18 protein-coding genes are annotated in these 18161 nt (G+C 59.8%); 15 read left to right on the top strand and 3 right to left on the bottom strand.

Going from position 1 to position 18161, the window contains the following annotated elements; all coding sequences use genetic code 11:
• The first annotated feature begins 25 nt into the window (after positions 1-25).
• Positions 26-262 (top strand): hypothetical protein, encoded by a 237-nt coding sequence (locus tag AB4Z52_RS19415; RefSeq protein ID WP_442219553.1) that lies wholly within the window; start codon positions 26-28, stop codon positions 260-262.
• A 180-nt stretch (positions 263-442) separates the two neighbouring features.
• Entirely contained in the window at positions 443-694 is a 252-nt protein-coding gene (gene rpsU, locus AB4Z52_RS19410; protein ID WP_111158916.1) for a 30S ribosomal protein S21, read from the top strand.
• 293 nt (positions 695-987) lie between these two features.
• Here the strand turns inward: rpsU and AB4Z52_RS19405 are convergent, their stop codons facing one another.
• Entirely contained in the window at positions 988-1194 is a 207-nt protein-coding gene (locus AB4Z52_RS19405) for a cold-shock protein (protein ID WP_111158873.1), read from the bottom strand.
• A 541-nt stretch (positions 1195-1735) separates the two neighbouring features.
• On the opposite strand from AB4Z52_RS19405, the gene AB4Z52_RS19400 reads away from it, so the two are divergent.
• The 9 genes from AB4Z52_RS19400 to AB4Z52_RS19360 all read left to right on the top strand — a co-directional run bounded on the left by AB4Z52_RS19400 (position 1736) and on the right by AB4Z52_RS19360 (position 10674).
• Positions 1736-2446 (top strand): TfuA-like protein, encoded by a 711-nt coding sequence (locus AB4Z52_RS19400; RefSeq protein WP_442219552.1) that lies wholly within the window; start codon positions 1736-1738, stop codon positions 2444-2446.
• 120 nt (positions 2447-2566) lie between these two features.
• Positions 2567-2890: a helix-turn-helix domain-containing protein gene (locus AB4Z52_RS19395; protein ID WP_442219551.1), complete on the top strand. Its 324-nt coding sequence runs from the start codon at positions 2567-2569 to the stop codon at positions 2888-2890.
• Positions 2891-3041: 151 nt separating this feature from the next.
• Positions 3042-4994: an SARP family transcriptional regulator gene (locus AB4Z52_RS19390; RefSeq protein WP_442219550.1), complete on the top strand. Its 1953-nt coding sequence runs from the start codon at positions 3042-3044 to the stop codon at positions 4992-4994.
• A 29-nt stretch (positions 4995-5023) separates the two neighbouring features.
• Complete coding sequence (locus tag AB4Z52_RS19385) at positions 5024-5242, top strand: hypothetical protein (protein ID WP_442219549.1); 219 nt, start codon at positions 5024-5026, stop codon at positions 5240-5242.
• Between the two features lie 4 nt (positions 5243-5246).
• Positions 5247-6464, top strand: a complete 1218-nt coding sequence (locus AB4Z52_RS19380) for a YcaO-like family protein (protein WP_442219548.1) — start codon at positions 5247-5249, stop codon at positions 6462-6464.
• Between the two features lie 228 nt (positions 6465-6692).
• Entirely contained in the window at positions 6693-7706 is a 1014-nt protein-coding gene (gene tauA, locus AB4Z52_RS19375) for a taurine ABC transporter substrate-binding protein (protein ID WP_442219547.1), read from the top strand.
• Between the two features lie 64 nt (positions 7707-7770).
• On the top strand, positions 7771-8562 hold the full coding sequence (locus AB4Z52_RS19370; RefSeq protein ID WP_442219546.1) for a taurine ABC transporter ATP-binding protein: 792 nt from the start codon (positions 7771-7773) through the stop codon (positions 8560-8562).
• Entirely contained in the window at positions 8559-9413 is an 855-nt protein-coding gene (locus AB4Z52_RS19365) for an ABC transporter permease subunit (protein ID WP_442219545.1), read from the top strand. The genes AB4Z52_RS19370 and AB4Z52_RS19365 overlap by 4 nt, the downstream gene beginning before the upstream one ends.
• Positions 9414-9456: 43 nt before the next feature.
• Positions 9457-10674, top strand: a complete 1218-nt coding sequence (locus AB4Z52_RS19360; protein WP_442219544.1) for an SfnB family sulfur acquisition oxidoreductase — start codon at positions 9457-9459, stop codon at positions 10672-10674.
• A gap of 74 nt (positions 10675-10748) precedes the next feature.
• Here AB4Z52_RS19360 and AB4Z52_RS19355 read toward each other — a convergent pair whose 3' ends face one another.
• Together AB4Z52_RS19355 and AB4Z52_RS19350 are read right to left on the bottom strand one after the other, a co-directional pair.
• The gene (locus tag AB4Z52_RS19355; protein ID WP_442219543.1) at positions 10749-11960 is read right to left on the bottom strand and encodes an acyl-CoA dehydrogenase family protein; all 1212 of its coding nucleotides are present in this window, start codon (positions 11958-11960) and stop codon (positions 10749-10751) included.
• Between the two features lie 72 nt (positions 11961-12032).
• Positions 12033-13079 carry a substrate-binding domain-containing protein gene (locus AB4Z52_RS19350; RefSeq protein WP_442219542.1) on the bottom strand — a complete coding sequence of 349 codons (1047 nt, stop codon included), beginning with the start codon at positions 13077-13079 and terminating at the stop codon, positions 12033-12035.
• Positions 13080-13456: 377 nt separating this feature from the next.
• On the opposite strand from AB4Z52_RS19350, the gene AB4Z52_RS19345 reads away from it, so the two are divergent.
• The 4 genes from AB4Z52_RS19345 (at position 13457) to AB4Z52_RS19330 (ending at position 18139) form a co-directional block, all read left to right on the top strand.
• Positions 13457-14938: a sugar ABC transporter ATP-binding protein gene (locus tag AB4Z52_RS19345; RefSeq protein ID WP_442219541.1), complete on the top strand. Its 1482-nt coding sequence runs from the start codon at positions 13457-13459 to the stop codon at positions 14936-14938.
• Positions 14935-15990 carry an ABC transporter permease gene (locus AB4Z52_RS19340; protein WP_442219540.1) on the top strand — a complete coding sequence of 352 codons (1056 nt, stop codon included), beginning with the start codon at positions 14935-14937 and terminating at the stop codon, positions 15988-15990. The genes AB4Z52_RS19345 and AB4Z52_RS19340 overlap by 4 nt, the downstream gene beginning before the upstream one ends.
• 35 nt (positions 15991-16025) lie before the next feature.
• Positions 16026-17423: an LLM class flavin-dependent oxidoreductase gene (locus AB4Z52_RS19335; RefSeq protein ID WP_442219539.1), complete on the top strand. Its 1398-nt coding sequence runs from the start codon at positions 16026-16028 to the stop codon at positions 17421-17423.
• A 98-nt stretch (positions 17424-17521) separates the two neighbouring features.
• The gene (locus tag AB4Z52_RS19330) at positions 17522-18139 is read left to right on the top strand and encodes a J domain-containing protein (protein ID WP_442219538.1); all 618 of its coding nucleotides are present in this window, start codon (positions 17522-17524) and stop codon (positions 18137-18139) included.
• Positions 18140-18161 lie beyond the last annotated feature (22 nt).

The raw sequence follows: 18161 nt of genomic DNA, 5'->3' as shown, positions 1-18161 counted from the left end.
CAAGGCGTATGAGACATGCACAGCTTTGAAGACATTCGTCTGCTCTGCCGGCGCAGCGATTCCATTTCCGGTCTTTCGACTCATGACCGTGATGCCAATTTTCCGGCGAAAGCATCGCAATGTGTTGTCTGAAGCACTATATGGGTCGCGGCCGTGCGCTTCTGGAGACGGTGGTTTTGCCTGTTCCTGGGATTTTTTTGAAGTCGCTGCAGACAAAATCGAGATTTTTGCGTTTTTCTATGGGAAAATCGTACCGATGTGATAGGACGCGTGCCAGCAAGACAATTGCGCTCGGATATGCAGCGTTAAATCGGCCGGGAAGCTCTCCAGAATTGGCGTGCGCCCTGGCTTAAATCCGTCTAGCTGCCGAGACAACAAACACCGATTTGAATGCTAGGTGGTCGCCGCGCGACCGCGGATCACGACAAAAAAGGATACATCTTTGCAAGTTCTAGTGCGAGACAACAATATCGACCAGGCGCTTCGCGTCCTCAAGAAGCGCATGCAGCGCGAAGGTCTTTTCCGTGAAATCAAGGCCCGTATGGCCTATGAGAAGCCGTCTGAAAAGCGCGCACGGGAAAAGGCTGAAGGCATTGCCCGTCACCGAAAGCTCGCTCGCAAGCAGCTTCAGCGTGAGGGCCTGCTGCCCGGCCCGAAGAAGAAGGTCCTTCCGGCGCGCGAATCCCGCGCATAGGCCCTTCGGGTCTCGGATAGACTGACTTAAGTGTTCAGATATGAGGATCGTTGCCGCAAGCAGCGATCCTTTACGCATGTCTGGTAGTTGGCCTTCGGAAGTTCATTGCCCGCGAGTGGGTACTCGGTCCATCTTTCGCTGAAAAGCGCGCACTCAAAGACATGCCAACACACCCAAGTCGTGAGCCTGATATTCCCCAATCAGAGACGACTGCTGAAATAGCTGCCATCGGCACGTAGTGCAGACCGACAATAGCGGCGGCCTCCCTTCATAAGGGAGACCGCCGTTACGCTTTATGCCTGCAGGTTGTCAGCCGACATCTTGCCGGACTTACGGTCCTTCACCAGTTCATAGGTGATCTTCTGACCGTCGTTCAGTCCACGCATGCCGGCGCGTTCTACTGCGGAGACGTGGACGAAAACGTCCGTGCTGCCGTCGTCAGGCTGAATGAAGCCGAAGCCCTTCGTCGAGTTGAACCATTTTACAGTACCAGTCGCCATATCGGCTTCTCCAAATTTTCGATCGCCAGACCCTTCTGGCGAACCGACGTTGTATCCGTTGTAGGTGAGCCGCGTAAATAGCGGTCTTTCGGCTGATGGCAAGTCTTGGCGTTTAAACTGCCTTTTGTCTCGCTTCGAAGCACCCGTTGTGGATATTAACGATCTGTAGCCGGTGTTTCCGATCACCCGAGACGGCGCACCGAGCGACTGCCAATAAGGCATGCCGTCTGATGCGTGCCCTCGTGCAGGCGGCAAAAAGGGCCCGGCGAATATCTTCGGATATGAGCCGGGCCCCAACGGTGTCGGCATGGGTGAGCCGAGATGGCGGTTTTCTTGCTGCCTCGTCGAGGCTCATGACGACATGTCCATCACGATGATGGCGCGGGGCTCGCTAAACCCCCTGCTTGCAAGAGCATGGCGAGCCCCAAGCATTGGCGCGATGTGCATTGTTACTTGGCCTTTGGTCCCTGACATGAAAAACAAGTAGAACAAGCAGCCAGTTCCTTCGGGTGCCTGCCATGGAAAGGACCTTGGATTTGCCATGAAGGTGATTTTTGTCGGGCCGACGCTGCGTGGTGCAGAACTGCCGGCGCACGCTGCGCTCTGTTTGCGCGATCCGGCACGGCAGGGGGACGTTTACCGGGCGGTGACGGACGGCGCCGATGTGATCGGACTGATCGATGGCGTCTACGAACACGTGCCGGCCATCTGGCACAAGGAGATACTGTACGCGCTCTCGAAGGGCGTTCGCGTTTACGGAGCAGCCAGCATGGGCGCGCTGAGAGCTGCGGAATGCGCTGCGTTCGGGATGATCGGCCTTGGCAGGATCTATAACGACCTCATCAGCAACACGGTACAAGACGACGCCGAGGTCGCGCAACTGCACGCCCCGCCTGAGCTTGGCTTTTTGCCGCTTACCGAGCCGCTGGCAAATGTCAGGGCAACACTTGCCCGTTGCCTGGAGGCCGGCCTTATCACCAATGATGAGTATCGAAAGCTGCTGAACGCCGCCGGCTCAATCTTCTTCAAGGACCGAACCTACAAGAGCATCCTGTCCGCTGTCGAAAATATGGGAGCGGTCCGATCTGCAGAAGTCCTCGCATTGCTGAAAGCCAATGCCATCGACCAGAAATTGGAAGACGCCAGGGAACTGATCGCGGCGGTACTCGAGGCGCCGGATAGGCGTTCTGAACCGCCGACCAGCTGGACCTTCGAACCGACGGAGATGTGGACCACGCATTTGTTAAGTTGAAACCGCAATTGCTTCACCCTCCTGCCCACGTTTGAACCATCGCGATAATACAACGGGACGGCATATCGCTTTCGGTTGCATATTTCCTTTACATAATTAAGAGTATTCTATCGCTTCGGGTTGGAGGGGATGATGACCATTTATGCGCCAAGCCCAATCAACATGCACATCGGGTCTCGCGTGCGGATGCGGCGGCGGCTGACAGATTTGACGCCGGAATGGTTCGCCGAGCAAATCGGAATTTCAGTCCTCCAGCTCAATAAATTCGAGATCGGCGAGGAACCGATCGGCCCCACTCAACTCCTTGTCGCCTCGAAGGTTCTTTCTGTTTCGCCGACATATTTTTTTGAACAGGAGAAGACGCAGGCGCTGACGATGACCGGGATAATGTCACCCGTGATCAAGGCATTGTTTGCAACAAAAGACCGCGAGAAGCCACGTTAGCCTAGCCTCCCTACTGTCGTTATCGACCATCCTTGCGGCGAAGGCTCTCTGCATCGCTGCGTTGAAATTATCCGGCAACGGCTGTGTGATACGGTAACGCATCGGCCTCTGGCACTGTAAATAGAACGACTGTGAGACGTGGCGGAGAGCAATGACGTTCAGCCTGGCAACATTCGGTGATTTGCGGCTCGTCGATCTCAACGGAGGTCCGGTCAGCTTTCCCGTGAAGGGTCTTCTTTTGATCTGCTATCTGCTTGCAGCGGATCGCAACGAGGTCGCGCGTGGCGATGCGGCCCGTCTGCTGTGGGAAAACGAGGACCGCAGCATCTCGCTCGTCAATCTGCGCAAGACGATATCAAGAGTGCTCGCACGGCAGGCAGAGATCGGCCCCGAATTCCTGACGTTCACGCCGACGACAATCATTCTCAACCGAGGCACCGTCGACAGCGACCTCACCGAACTGGCCGCGATCGGCACCGACGAGCCGATCAAGCGCATCGGCACTTTAGTGCGGCTGCTTCGCCACGAATTTCTGGAGAGCCTTGAACACCAGACGGTGGCTTTCAGCGCTTGGATAAGCGGCGAGAGAACCAGACATGCAAGTCTGTTGCTGAAATCGGTGGAGGATTCCCTCCTCCAGACGACGACAGCCGATGACAGGGCCTTGATTAAGGAGGCGATCGTATGCTTGTTGCGGATAAATCCCGATGGCGAGAATATTCCTCAGCTACTGGTGGATGCCTACGAGGCCGACGGCGGGGTTGACGCCCTTCGCAAGATCTTCGAACGCCGAAAGAGCGCAATCTGGGGTACGCTTTCTCTGACCCCCGACGCTCATGCGCTTGAAGTCGCCCGCAGGGTATACGAGAAGCGACATCCGGAGGCGCGGGCGGTCGGCATAACGACCCGGCCGACTCTACGCGTCGAAGCGCCGATCGAGGTGCCGATGAGGCGCTTGATTCCACGCGTCGCTCTGCTGCCGCCGCCCGACATGGGGCAGGTATCAAGTCCTCCGATAGCGGAGCTGTTGATCCAGGACATCACGATCGGCCTTTCGGCCGCTCGCACGCTGCGCGTGGTTGCCCCGTTCACTTCCGCGCAAATCAGCCGGCATGCCGATCGGATCGCACTCATCAAGCAACATTCGATCTCGTATTTCCTGGATACCCGCTTGAACGTCGGAGACGAGGCGTCGCTGTTTGCTCAACTTATCCATATCGCCAATGACGAGGTGATCTGGGCCGAACGCTTCAGCCTGAAGAGCAGCGATCTTCCGCTTCAGCGGCGTGAGATCGCTCGCCGCGTGGCATCCGGGGTCATAAGCGAAGTTCAGCGCAATGAACTGGCAAGGGAATATTTCGAACAGAACCCCGTCGCCTATCACCACTATCTCCTTGGCCAGCACCATCTTCAAAACCTGACGCTTCCAGACATTCGACGAGCCCGCCGGGAGTTTCGCGCAGCCGTCCAGGTCAGTCCATATTTTGCCCCCGCCCTCAGCGGTTTGGCGCGAACCCATTCCAGGGAATGGCTGCTGACGGCACGCGGCGACATTGAACATCTCAAGCTTTCGGAAACCCATGCCAATCGCGCCATTGCGGCAGGACAGGACCTTGCCGCCGGCTATCGCGAACTGGGGGTCACTAAGCTCTTTCTCGGTGATTTTGATGAGAGCGCCGCTGCCCTCGAGCTCGCCGAGACCCTGAGCCCGCATTATGCCGACGTCATCGCCGACCACGCTGACACGCTTGTCCACGCCTCCCTGCCGGCACAAGGATTGGAAAAGATCGAACAGGCGATCGACCTCAATCCGCTCTGCCCGGATCTTTATCATTGGACGGCGGCCGGGGCGAACTACAGCCTCGGGCGCTACGAGGGTGTCCTAGCCTCGATCTCCAGGATGCAGAACCGCGAACCGGCCGGAAGACTGTCGGCCGCCAGCTGGGCGATGCTGGGAAACCAGAAGAAGGCGCGTTCGTTCGTGCGGAAAGTGCGCGAGAACTACCCTGAGTTCAATGTCGACGAATGGCTGGCCATCGTTCCGCTCAAGGAACAGTGGCAGAAAGATCACTACCGTGAGGGCCTGTTGAAAGCAGGTTTTTAGACTGCAATCAAAAACGAAGGGACGTTGTCATGACAAAAGTGGTTGTAATTGGCATTCCAGGCGAAACCGAACTCTGGCTTGCCGACTTAGGTGCTGGAACCGTTACCCGGCTTCCGGCTCCAAAGGGCGGCGCGCTGGCTGAGGCACAAAAGCTGCGTCACGCAGGGGTGACCATCACCAAGGGAGTCGATCTTGCCGTGGCGGTAAGTTCGAAGGATGCCGTCGCCTCCGGCCAGCTCGTCGGTTGAATCGATGGCCACGCAATCCGACGACGCAACATTTGCGTCGTCGGCCTATTCGGATCGATCCTGCTCCCCCGCAGAAACGCTGCGGCGGATCGAGCCGCTGTTGCCGGCTTACGGCATCACGAGGCTGGCGCGGCTGACCACGCTGGACAATTCAGGCATTCCGGTCTGGAACGCCGTCATGCCCAATGCCAGGTCGATCGTCATCAACCAGGGCAAGGGCATTACCGACCTCGACGCTAAGGTGTCCGCCGCCATGGAGGCGTTAGAGCGGGCTGTGGCCGGGCGGCCGCGGATCCCAACGCGCAAGGCAAGCTGGAGGGAGCTGACGGCCGACGCTGCGATGGTCGAGACGTTGGACTGCCTGGTCGCTCGTTCTCAGGATGATCTTTGTCGCGACGACCGTATCGACTGGGTGCCAGGGGTCGATCTTGTCACCGGCCGACAAACTTTCGTCCCCTTCGATGCTGTCATCTTGGATGGCACCGCCACGGGTTCTCGCTTCTGGCAATCTTCGGACGGGCTTGCCTCCGGCAATACGATTGAAGAAGCGCGCCTCCATGGCTTGCTCGAACGCATTGAGCGCGATGCCTATGTACTCTGGCAGGTGGCCTCGAATATCAGCCGCAGGGCGTGCTGCGTCGATCCCCTCTGCCTGGGCGATTCCGTCGTGACAGACCTGATGGAGCGGGTAACGCGCGCCGGCCTGATCCTGCGCCTGTTCGATATCACCAGCGATATCGGCATACCTTGCTATTCCGCGCTGCTGGCGCCCTCGAATATCCTGGAAATGAAACTGCCACGATATCTCGATGTCACCCATGGCAGCGGGGCGCATCCCGATCCTCGCCGTGCCGCCATTCGCGCGATCACCGAGGCAGCCCAGGCCAGGCTGACTTTCATCAGCGGCGCTCGCGATGACATCGATCCCAGCACCTTTGGCCGCGCTTTGCCCATCGAGACCGGGGCGCTTTTTTCATCAGTCCCCGCACAGCTCGTTCCAAGGAATAAACCAACCGTCAGTGGCGCGTCGCAATTGCTGGCTTTCACTGTCGAACGGGTCAAAGGCGCCGGTATCACGTCCCTGTTGTCCGTCACCCTCACAGAGGAAACTGGCCCCTTCGCCGTCGTCAAGATTTTCGCTCCGCAACTGGAAAATCCTGAGGGTAATCGCAAGCGGCGGTTCGGTGCGCGCGCCATTTCCCGGACATTGGAATTTCTGTAGTACCCACGATCTCACGGGCTCTATTCTCTTAGAGCCTTGCCTCAGTCGAATTCCTCTTATCCGCACAAAGACAAAAGTACGGAATTTCGCGAGTAGTCGATAAAATAGATGGTTTTAACTGTTAAAAGTTTTTTGCCCTCCTTAGGTTGCCGTCATTGACGCGTCATTGCGCGGACCAATGAGCAACGGCGCAAGAGCCAATCTCGGCTACAAAGATAGGGACGGATCATGAAACTCCATAAGGCACTGCTCGCGGGCTTGTTCGGCGCGCTATCATTGGCCGCCGCATTCACAGCCCAGGCCGCTGAAAAGAAAGTTGTCGTCGGCTATCAGACGGACGCGCTTCCTTCGTCCGTTGCCATCGGCAACGGCGATTTTGCGAAGGCCACCGGCTACGAGATCGATTTTCGCAAATTCAATTCCGGCGCGGACATCTTTGCGGCAATCGCCTCAGGCGACGTGCAGATCGGCTATGTCGGCTCCAGCCCTTTCGCAGCTGCAACCTCCCGCGGGCTTGATGTGAAGGCCTTCTATCTCTCATCGATCTCGGGAATCGACGAAGCGCTGGTCGTGCGCAATGGATCAGGCATCGAGACGCTGGCCGACCTCAAGGGCAAGAAGCTTGCCGCAGCACCGGTCTCGACGGATCACTACCAGCTTCTGGCGCTGATCAAGAGCCTCGGCCTCACCGAAAAGGATGTGCAGGTTTTTGCGATCCCGCAGCCGCAGATCGTCGCCGGCTTCAACCGCGGCGACATCGACGGCGGCTTCGTCTGGGATCCGGCGCTGACCGAACTCAAGAAGAACGGCAAGGTGCTCATCACCTCGAAAGAGGTCGCGGACAAGGGTGCCCCGACATTCTCGGCCTGGGTGTCGGCCGCAAGCTTCGCCTCGAAGGATCCGGAGTTCCTGAAGAAATTCGCCGGCGTCGTCAACAAATACTACGCATCCTTCGAGAGCGACAAGGCAGCCTGGGGTCCAGACAGCGATAACGCCAAGCTTCTCGCCAAGACACTCGGCGGCACGCCGGAACAGCAGGCGGCAGCACTCACAAACCTTTCACTCCTTACCCCTGATGTGCAGGCTTCGAGCGCCTGGCTCGGCGGCGGCGAAAAGTCAGGCGCTGCGAAAATCCTGAAAGACACCGCGACCTTCCTCAAGGAACAAGGCAAGGTTTCCGAGGTGCTTCCGAGCTACGCAGCCTTCGTCACCCCCGACGCTCTCGTCGCGCCGAGCAACTAAACAGGACAACGGTCCCGCGCTCGCAGGCAACTGTGGCGCGGGACGATTGATGGATGCGCCACAGATGTTGAAAGTCGAACGTGCCAGTGTCTACTTCGCCGCCCGCGATGGACGAACGGTTCACGCCCTGGATCGGGTGTCTCTCGACATTCCCGATCAGGGTTTCTTGGTCGCGCTCGGCGCATCCGGCTGCGGAAAGTCGACGCTCCTCAACGCGATTGCCGGCTTCCTGCCGCTTTCCGAAGGCTCGATCACGCTTGACGGCCGACCGATCGCAGCGCCGGGGGCAGATCGTGGCGTCGTCTTCCAGAAGGACACGCTGCTGCCGTGGAAATCGGTGCTCGACAACGTGGCGCTCGGGCTGAAGTTTGCCGGCGTCGGCAAATCCGAGCGGCGCGAGCGGTCACAGGAACTGCTTCAACTGGTGGGCCTTGCCGATTTTTCGAATGCATTTGCCTACGAACTGTCCGGCGGCATGCGGCAGCGGGTCGGCATCGCCCGGGCGCTGGCGACAGACCCTGATATCCTCCTGATGGACGAGCCCTTCGGCGCGCTCGACAGCCTGACCCGGGAACAGATGCAGGAATTGCTGGTCTCGATATGGGACAGAACCGGCAAGCGCATCTTCTTCATCACCCATTCGATCGAGGAGGCGCTGTTTCTTGGCACGCAGGTGATCGTCATGTCACCGCGTCCCGGCCGGATCGTCGCGCGCTTCGACCTCGATTTCGTCAAGAGGTTTGCCGAAAGCAGGGATGCGCGCGAGATCAAGGCATCGCCGGAATTTGCCAATCTGCGCGAGGAAATCCGCGCCATCGTCCACAGCTCGGAAGATTTCAGGAGCGCCGCAGAATGACCGATATCGCCAGAGGTGATGTTGACGTCCGGATATCGAAGCCAGTCGCACACCGGCTCGTCAAAATGCGAAGCTTCGGCATCGGCGAGAAATCGACGTCGTCGATTAGCATTGTCACCGGTATCCTATTGATCATCGTATGGTGGGCGGTCGCCAGATCCGGCCTTGTCGCCCATCTGTTTCTGCCGACACCACAGGAAGTCTATACCCAGGCAATCGCCATCTATCACGACGGTTACGCCGGTGCGTCGCTGTGGGAACATCTGTCAGCCAGTCTCTCCAGGATCGTTTCGGCAGCGCTGATCGCCTGCGCTCTTGGTATTCCGGTCGGCCTTGCCATGGGCCTGAACCGCTGGGCCAAAGGCTTGCTGGACACGCCGATAGAGTTCTACTGGCCGCTGCCGCCGCTTTCATACCTGCCATTGATGATCATCTGGCTCGGCATCGGCGAGACGTCGAAGGTAACGCTGCTGGTCCTTGCGATGTTCGCACCCATCTGCCTGTCTGCACAAGCCGGCGTGCGAGCCCTGCCCATCGAACGGGTGAACGCAGCGCTGTCGCTTGGCGCCAGCAGATGGAACCTGTTTTTCGACATCGTCCTGCCCTCCGCGCTGCCGGAGATCCTGACCGGAATTCGCATCGCGCTCGGCGTCGGCTGGGGCACGCTGGTGGCCGCCGAGCTGATCGCTGCCACGCGGGGCATCGGCTTCATGATCATGTCCGCATCGCAATTCCTCGCGACCGATGTCGTCTTCGTCGGTATCTGTATCATCGCCATCTGCGCCTTCGCATTCACGCTGGTGATGCGTTCGCTCGAGACCTGGCTCGTGCCGTGGAAGGGCAAGAGCTGAGACTTCTCTGCTCCTAATATCAAAAAGATCGGGAAAGCTATTCATGGAAAACGTACTCAGGCTCAAGCAAGAGACGCGCGGCGCGGTCCGCGTCATTCAAAGCGATGACGAGGCCGTTAATATCGCAAGGGCTCTCGCCGCCGATTTCGCAAAGTCGGCGGGTGCGCGCGATCTTAACAGGACCTTGCCTTATGCCGAACTCGACGCGCTGTCACAATCCGGCCTGCTGGCAATCACCGTGCCCTCCGAATATGGCGGCCTCGACGTTTCCAACGCGGTTCTCGCTGAAATCACCGCGATCATCGCCGAGGGCGATGCATCGATCGGCCAGATTCCGCAGAACCATTTCTACATCCTCGAGGCACTACGCACCGACGGCAGCGAGGAGCAGAAGCGTTATTTCTTCGAGCGGGCGCTGGCGGGCGACCGGTTCGGCAACGCGCTTTCCGAAAAGGGCACGAAGACAGTCGGCCACTTCAATACCCGTATTTCACGCGAGGGTCTCGGCTACCGCATCAACGGCCGGAAATTCTATTCGACCGGCGTGCTCTTTGCCGACTGGGTGACAATCTTTGCCGTCGATGCCGACGACCGCCTGACCATGTCTTTCGTCGCGCAGGGTGCAGCCGGGATCGAGCTCGTCGACGATTGGGATGGTTTCGGCCAGCGCACGACCGGCAGCGGCTCAACTATCCTCAACAATGTCTACGTCAATGCCGACGCGGTCGTCCACCACCACAAGGGCTTCGAGCGGCCTTCGACCATCGGCTCGGTCGGCCAGATCATCCACGCCGGTGTCGATCTGGGCATTGCCCGTGCGGCCTTTGCCGAGACGCTGAATTTCGTGAAGACACAGGCCCGTCCGTGGATGGACAGCGGCGTCGAGCGGGCATCGGACGATCCCCTGACCATTGCCAAGGTCGGGCAGATCGCAATCGGTATCGAGGCGGCCTCGGCCATGATCGAACGCGCCGGACGGAAGGTCGACCTCGCCCAGATCGATCCAACCGAGGCCAAGGTCATCGATGCAACCCTTGCCGTGGCAACCGCTAAAGTGCTGACGACAGAGATCGCGCTCGAGGCTTCAACGACGCTGTTCGAGCTCGCCGGCACCTCCTCGACGCGGATCGGGCTCAATCTCGATCGCCACTGGCGAAACGCCAGAACCCACACGCTGCACGATCCTGTCCGCTGGAAATATCATGTCGTGGGCAATTATCATCTGAACGATGTGAGGCCGCCGAAAAACGGCGCGCTCTGACCCTGGCCGGCTATATCAACTAACGAGCCCCGTTGCTCATCGAGCAACGGGGCTTTTCTTCTCATGGTCTGATATCAGCTGTAGAGGCTGACCTCCGGTATCTTGTCGTTCAATACGAATTCCCCGACTTCCTTGGCCTTGTAGAAAACCGGATCGTGCAATGTGTGCGTTCTGACATTGCGCCAGAACCGATCGAATCGATATCTCGATGCTGTCGAACGCGCACCGGTCAGCTCAAAGACCCTCGACGTGATATCGAGTGAGACATGCGTCGCATGGACCTTGGCGGCGTAGGCTTCGGCCGCCGCTTCGCCGCGCTCGCGCGCAGTGACGTTGTGCCCGCGCGAAAGAGCTGCATGGACTGCTGCCGCAGCGCTATCGGCCAGCGCGGCAGACGCCTTGAGCGATGCGGTGAATTCACCAACCCGTTCGAGAATATACGGATCGTCCGCTGCCCGATCCACGCCTGACGTGATCCATGGACGCGTGGTGGTTCGCACATAGTCGACGGCGGCTGCAAGAGCGCCCTCGGCGGTGCCCAGGTAGAAATTGACAAAGACGAGCTGGATCAGCGGCGTGTTGAACGTCGAAAGCACCGGTGGAGCGTCGTTCGCGCCTGCGGGCGGCGCGATGAAATCCTCCTCGTAGACCGGGAAATCGCGAAACTCGACGCTGCCGCTGTCCGACAGCCGCTGGCCGATATTGTCCCAGTCATCGTTGGGGAGATAGCCGGGACGATCGGTGGGCACAGCGAAACTGGCGATCTTGCCATCCAGCGACGCATTGGCATTGATATAATCGGATACGCGCGCCGCCGTCGAGAACGACTTGCGGCCGTTGAGCGCAAAGCCGTTGCCACGCCGGGTGAGCTCCAATCCCGGATCACGCGGATTGACGGCGGCACCCCAATAGAGATTGCGCGACACCGTTTCAACACCCAGCGCACGGGCCCGTGCCTGGTCCTTGAGCGCCCAATAAATATACTGGCTGTTGACGAAGTGATATCCGAGAAGCTGGCCAAGCGAGCTTTCGCCGCGTGCGATGATCCGCACCAGGCGGAGCGCATCTGTCCAATCCAGGCCACCGCCGCCGATGTCGAGCGAATGCAATGCATTCAGCAGTCCGGTATTTTTCAACCGCACGATTTCCGGCAAGGGCGGCAGCCCGTCGCGGTCGAGTTCGGCGGCGCGTTCGCCAAGATTGGCGGAAATCTCGTGCGCGCGTGAAAATAAGGCATCCCGTCCGATGCCGTGAGGGGCGGCGAAAACGACGTTCGATTGGCTCATGTCAAGCTCCAGTGTTTATCTCGCATGGTGTCGAGTGTGCGGAGCGGGCATCTCGACCCGCCCCGCAATGGCCTAGAACAGTTTTTGCGGGATCCAGCTCGCGGTCGCGGCGTCGCTGGTGTTGAAGGCCGGCACCTTGGCCGAAAGATCCTCGATCGATTTCACCCCGGCAGCCCGCAAGCTCTCCTGGGTGAGCAGCGTCGGCTTCACGGTGATCTGGTGCGGCACTTCCTGTCCGGCGACCTCAAGGGCGGCCGCGCGAATGGAGACTGCGCCGACGACGCCAGGATTGGTCGCAACCGTCGCAACCCACGGGCTTCCCTCTTCGGTGATTTCCTGGATATCGGCCGTCGAGACGTCGGCGGAATAGATCTTGATCTTGCCCGCAATGCCAAGATCGCCGGCAGCAAGCTTCACCCCGCGCGCAAATTCGTCATAGGGCGCAAAGACCACCTTGATGTCGGGATTGGCGGTCAGCGCCGCCTTTGCCTGGTCGGCGGTGGTCGTCGCCGTCGTGTCGCTGACATTGCCGAATCGCGCCTTCTCGACGACGCCCTTGTTGTCAGTCTTGAACTTGTCCCAGACCTCGTTTCTGCGGTCGAGTGGCGCAAAGCCGGCGACATAGACATATCCGGCGCTGAAGCTCTTGCCGTTTTCCTTGACGACCTGATCAAGGGCCAGTTGCGCCAGCTCATGGTCGCTCTGCTCGACCTGCGGTATCTTCGGATTATTGAGGTTCACGTCGAAGGCGACGACCTTGATGCCCTTGTCCAGCGCTTGCTGAACGACGTCGGTCAGGGATTCCGGCAAGCCATGATCGATGACGATGCCGCTGACGCCGAGATTGATGGCCTGGAGTATCTGCTCGCGCTGTTGCGAAGCATCCTGCCTGCCGGGAAAGATGCGCAGGTCGATGCCGAGCGCCTTTGCCTGCGCTTCTGCGCCGGCCTGGTAGGCCTGGAAGAAATCGCCGGCCGAGATGTAGCTGATAAGGGCAAGCTTGACGCCGCCCTTGTCGAAAGGTGCCGGCGCTCCGGAGATGCCGTCGGCCAAGGCGACCTGGCCAAAGAGGAAGGGAATAGCGGCTGCGGATGCGGCCAACCGGGCAAGATGTTTCATGATCGCGTTCCTTCATAAGTCTATCGAGCGCGTCGTCCGACAGACCGAATAATCGCCTTCGCGACGCCACTCTATTAGATATAATATCCATAAAATTAGTAGATTGTTTGGTTCGTTTTTTGGCGTCCGCTGGGATTCTTTGTTCTGCGGGCGGGCAGCGAGAAGCAAAGGTTTGCCCGTGCTCGACGGTCTTTCCGGAAATCCACGGGACCGAGAACTTGGCCGACGCGCAGAAATTCTGTGATCGCACCATCTGCCGCAATGAAATTGTCCAGCTATGCCCGACTTCGCAAAGCCGTTCTCCCCACGCTGCTATCGCAAAGCGCTTGTATATGACAAAATATATAGACATTAGAGTTAATCGGACGCTTGCCCCCATGCCACTGGTCCATATCGACAATCTTAGCCGCAGTTTCGATGAAACGCGGGCGCTTGATGGGGCGTCGCTAACGATCGAACGCGGGGAGATCGTCGCACTGATGGGCGCGAACGGCGCCGGCAAGTCGACGCTGGTCAAAATCCTCTCCGGCGTGCTTTCCGCCGACAGCGGTACCGTCACGTTGAAAGGCAACGCCTTTGCGCCGCGAAGTCCGGCCGAGGCCGCAGGAGCAGGCGTCGTCACTGTGCATCAATCCACCGATCTGGTTGGCGCGCCGGGCCTGACGGTTGCCGACGCATTGTTGCTCAATCGCTTCGCTGATCGCCGCCAGCCGTTTTTCGTCTCACGCCGGAGCATCCGCCGGCAGGCGCAAGCAATGCTGGACGAGGTTGGTTTCGAGCTGCCGCTTGATCGCGACTTCGGGGATATTCCAGCCGCCGACAGGCAACTCGTCGCAATAGCCCGCGCACTGGCCAACCGGGCCGAGCTGCTTATTCTCGATGAACCCACGGCGAGCCTGTCTACCGAGGAAAGCCGACGGCTGTTCGAGATCCTGTTGCGGCTGCGTCAAAACGGCCTTGCCATTCTCTACATCTCTCATCGCACGGCGGATCTGCAAGCCATCTCCGATCGCGCGCTCGTCATGCGCGGCGGATCGGTCGTCGGCGCATTTGCGCGGCCCATCGATTTTGCGCAGGCGGTCGAAACAATGATCGGTCGCAAGCTGCAATCGGCAAGGCCCGACGCAAGGGGTCCAGAGGGCACGCCGATATTCGAAATGCGCCAGGCACGCCTTCTGCCGGATAGCCAACCTTTCGACCTGTCGGTGCACGAAGGCGAGGTGGTGGCAATCACCGGCGTGCTCGGCGCCGGCAAGAGCCGCCTGCTCTCGGCAATATTCGGCATGATCCCCCTGCCCGCCGGGACGATGGTCCTCGACGGCAAGCAATATCGCCCGAGGAATGCCGCCGATGCGATTGCCGGTGGCGTGGCGATGGCTGGGGAGGATCGGTATCGGTCGTCGCTGATGCCGCCATCCTGGCCCGGCAATTCGCTCGCCGCAACAATCAGCCTGCCCCACCTTGCCAAATGGTTTCCGCATGGCTTTCTCGTCGGCGACCGGGAAAAACGCGAGGCTGAAAATGCGATCGAGCGACTGCGAATCAAGGCGCCCGGCCCGCTCTCGTCGATCTGGGCACTATCAGGAGGCAATCAGCAGAAGGTCGTGCTGGCGCGCTGGGAAGCCGAGCCGAGCCGGCGGCTTCTCTTGCTCGATGAACCCTTCCAGGGTGTCGACGTCGGCGCCAGGCACGACATAATCCAGGCCATCCGCAGCCGCACCGACCGCGCCACGCTGATTGCGACATCCGACGCTGAAGAAGCAATCGAGGTCGCAGACCGCATCATTGTCATCGACGGGCACGGCATCGCGGATGCGGCCGGTGCGGCGGCATCCGTTTTCGAGGATCTATCAGCATGACCACCGCAGACACGGAAGACTTCCCCGTCGCGCCCAAGCAACGCGCCATTGCGGCGACCGCAGGCTGGCTCGGCGGCGCTACGGCCACCTTAAGATCCGGCGCCGTCTTCATTCTCCTGGCAGCGCTCCTCATTCTGTTCGCGCTCGCCCAGCCGGCCTTCATCAACCTCAACAATCTCATGAGTATCCTGCAGGCGGTCTCGGTGGTGGCCATCCTCGGCGCCGGAGTGACGGTGACACTCGCTGTCGGCGGCTTCGATCTTTCGATCGGAGCGGTGGCCGCTTCGAGCGTCATGGCAGCCAGTTACGGCATGATCGTCTGGAAGCTCGGCGCCTATGAGACCGTGCCGCTCGTGCTTGCCTTCGGCGCTGCCGTCGGCCTTCTCAACGCGTTCCTGATCGTCCGTCTCAAAGTGCCGGATCTGCTGGCGACGCTGTCGATGATGTTCCTGCTTTCCGGACTGCAGCTGATCCCCACCGCCGGCCGCTCGATTTCGGCCGGCCTGATTCTGCCGGACGGCTCCAGGGCAAGCGGCAGCTACGATCCGCATTTCCTGTCGATCGGACGATACAGCCTGTTCGGCACAGTTCCCGTATCCGTCGTGCTGATGCTGCTGGTCGCCGTCATATTGTTCGTCCTCACCGAAAAGACCCGCATCGGTCGCTTGCTTTTTGCGACCGGCGGCAATGAGCTGGCGACCCGTCTTGCCGGAGCGTCGACCGTGAGGTTGAAGACGCTGGCCTACGTGATCTCGGGTACGCTCGCATCCCTCGGCGGCATCGTCATTGCCGCGCGCGTCGGGCGCGGCGACGTTTCGTCCGGCGGCTCGCTGCTGATGGACGCGGTTGCCGCCTCGCTCATCGGCTATGCGGTGCTGGGGCTGCGTCGCCCGAATGTTCTCGGCACCATCGTCGGCGCCGTGTTCGTCGGTGTGCTGCTCAACGGCCTGACGATGCTGAATGCGCCCTACTACACCCAGGACTTCGTCAAAGGTGCCGTGCTCGTTGCAGCACTCGCCCTCACCTACGGCCTCAGCTGCGGCAACGCCTGACGCTTGCCGAACAGATTTGCTACAAGGAGAACAGGATGAGCCGAGAGATCAGGCTGAACGCATTCGACATGAATTGCGTCGGACATCAATCACCCGGGCTATGGACGCATCCCCGCGACCAGTCATGGAAGTACAAGGATCTCGATTATTGGGTCCATCTGGCAAAGACGCTCGAACGCGGCAAGTTCGACGGGCTCTTCATCGCCGATGTGCTCGGCGTCTACGACGTCTTGAACGGCAATGTCGATGCGGCGCTGCGCCACTCGGCGCAGGTGCCCGTCAACGATCCGTTGCAGCTGATCCCTACCATGTCCTACGCGACGGAACATCTCGGCTTCGGGCTGACCGCCTCGCTGTCCTTTGAGCATCCCTACACCTTCGCCCGTCGCATCTCGACGCTCGACCACCTGACCAAGGGGCGCGTCGGCTGGAACATCGTCACCTCCTATCTTAACAGCGGCGCGCTCAATATCGGCCAGGCGGCACAGTTCAAGCACGACGATCGCTACGATCTTGCCGAGGAATATCTCGAGGTCTGCTACAAGCTCTGGGAGGGAAGCTGGGAAGATGGCGCGGTCGTTCGCGACCGCGAGACCGGCATCTTCACCCATCCCGAAAAGGTTCACCCGATCGGCCACTCCGGCAAGCATTTCAGCGTGCCCGGCATTCATCTAAGCGAGCCGTCGCCGCAGCGCACGCCAGTTCTCTATCAAGCCGGCGCTTCGAGCCGCGGCAAGGATTTCGCCGGCGCGCACGCCGAATGCATTTTCGTGGCGGCGCCTTCGAAGCCCGTCCTCAAGCGCTATGTCGCCAATGTCCGCGAGGCTGCCGAGCGCGTCGGTCGAAATCCACGCGACATTCTCGCCTTCAACCTGCAGACCGTGATCCTTGGTGAAACGGATGCCGAAGCGAAGAAGAAGTTCGACGAATATCGCAAATATGTCTCCTACGAAGGTGCGTTGACCTTGATTTCCGGCTGGACGGGCATCGACTTCGGCCAGTTTGCCCCCGATGAGCCTCTGCGCCACCGCTATACCAATGCCGTCCAATCAGCTGTGGAAACCTTCACTACGATCGATCCGGACAAGGTCTGGACGGTACGGGAGATGGCCGACTGGGTCGGTATCGGCGGTTTCGGCCCCGTCTTTGTCGGTTCGCCGCAAACCGTTGCCGATCTTTTGCAGGAATGGGTCGAGGATACCGATGTCGACGGCTTCAACCTTGCCTATGCCGTCACACCCGAAAGCTTCGAGGATGCCGTAGACCTTTTGGTGCCCGAGCTGCAGAAACGCGGCGTCTACAAGACCGACTACCGCCAAGGGACATTGCGCGAAAAGCTGTTCGGCCACGGTCCGCGTCTTGCAGCGCCGCATCCGGGCGCTGGCTACCGCGATCTTGCCGGCGAATGGGAGAAGCTGAGCGCAAGCGGCTGAGAACCGCACACGAGCCAAAAAATCGGCCGCCTAAAAGCCCGGAACCTTTCTATTTGTCAATTCTTGTTGTGATCGCTTCGCACCTGCATAATAGACGCATGGCACTTGATTCAAAAATATTCGACAGCATTCGCACCAAACGCAAAAAGCCGGCCGACCAGCCTGACGATTCCGGGCCTCGCTGCCAATGGGACGGCTGCGACAAGAAGGGCCAGCATCGCGCACCCGTGGGACGCGATGCCGAAGGTGAGTTCTTTCTCTTCTGCTTTGAGCACGTGAAGGAATACAACAAAGGCTACAACTACCTCTCCGGCCTTTCGGACGGCGAAATCGCGCGCTACCAGAAGGAAGCCGCGACCGGAAACCGTCCGACCTGGAGCATGGGCGTCAACAAGGCCGCCCGCGACAGCCCCAGCCAGTCGCAGGTGCGCTCCGGCGCCCACACCCAACCGCAGGATCCGCGGCGGCCGTCACCGCGCAGAAACGCCGGTTCTCGTTACGCGCCGCAGATGCGAAAGCTGAAGACGCTCGAGGCAAAAGCATTCGAGACGCTCGGCCTGTCGCAGGCGGCAACGCCTGAAGAGATCAAGAGCCGCTACAAGGATCTGGTGAAGATGCATCATCCGGATGCGAACGACGGCGACCGCGGTTCCGAAGCGCAGCTGCGCGCTGCGATCGAGGCGCACAAGCTGCTGAAGCTCAACGGCTTCTGTTGACGCGCTCGCGGGCTCCGTCTGC

It is taken from the genome of Rhizobium sp. 2YAF20 (assembly GCF_052114685.1).
GTDB lineage: Bacteria > Pseudomonadota > Alphaproteobacteria > Rhizobiales > Rhizobiaceae > Rhizobium.
This window is presented reverse-complemented; position numbering and strand designations above follow the sequence as displayed.

Excerpts from the sequence above, each read along its gene's own strand:
- AB4Z52_RS19405 (WP_111158873.1), bottom strand. The coding sequence starts at position 1,194 with ATGGCGACTGGTACTGTAAAATGGTTCAACTCGACGAAGGGCTTCGGC.
- AB4Z52_RS19400 (WP_442219552.1), top strand. The coding sequence starts at position 1,736 with ATGAAGGTGATTTTTGTCGGGCCGACGCTGCGTGGTGCAGAACTGCCG.
- AB4Z52_RS19390 (WP_442219550.1), top strand. The coding sequence starts at position 3,042 with ATGACGTTCAGCCTGGCAACATTCGGTGATTTGCGGCTCGTCGATCTC.
- AB4Z52_RS19385 (WP_442219549.1), top strand. The coding sequence starts at position 5,024 with ATGACAAAAGTGGTTGTAATTGGCATTCCAGGCGAAACCGAACTCTGG.
- AB4Z52_RS19380 (WP_442219548.1), top strand. The coding sequence starts at position 5,247 with ATGGCCACGCAATCCGACGACGCAACATTTGCGTCGTCGGCCTATTCG.
- tauA (WP_442219547.1), top strand. The coding sequence starts at position 6,693 with ATGAAACTCCATAAGGCACTGCTCGCGGGCTTGTTCGGCGCGCTATCA.
- AB4Z52_RS19370 (WP_442219546.1), top strand. The coding sequence starts at position 7,771 with ATGTTGAAAGTCGAACGTGCCAGTGTCTACTTCGCCGCCCGCGATGGA.
- AB4Z52_RS19365 (WP_442219545.1), top strand. The coding sequence starts at position 8,559 with ATGACCGATATCGCCAGAGGTGATGTTGACGTCCGGATATCGAAGCCA.
- AB4Z52_RS19360 (WP_442219544.1), top strand. The coding sequence starts at position 9,457 with ATGGAAAACGTACTCAGGCTCAAGCAAGAGACGCGCGGCGCGGTCCGC.
- AB4Z52_RS19355 (WP_442219543.1), bottom strand. The coding sequence starts at position 11,960 with ATGAGCCAATCGAACGTCGTTTTCGCCGCCCCTCACGGCATCGGACGG.
- AB4Z52_RS19350 (WP_442219542.1), bottom strand. The coding sequence starts at position 13,079 with ATGAAACATCTTGCCCGGTTGGCCGCATCCGCAGCCGCTATTCCCTTC.
- AB4Z52_RS19345 (WP_442219541.1), top strand. The coding sequence starts at position 13,457 with ATGCCACTGGTCCATATCGACAATCTTAGCCGCAGTTTCGATGAAACG.
- AB4Z52_RS19340 (WP_442219540.1), top strand. The coding sequence starts at position 14,935 with ATGACCACCGCAGACACGGAAGACTTCCCCGTCGCGCCCAAGCAACGC.
- AB4Z52_RS19335 (WP_442219539.1), top strand. The coding sequence starts at position 16,026 with ATGAGCCGAGAGATCAGGCTGAACGCATTCGACATGAATTGCGTCGGA.
- AB4Z52_RS19330 (WP_442219538.1), top strand. The coding sequence starts at position 17,522 with ATGGCACTTGATTCAAAAATATTCGACAGCATTCGCACCAAACGCAAA.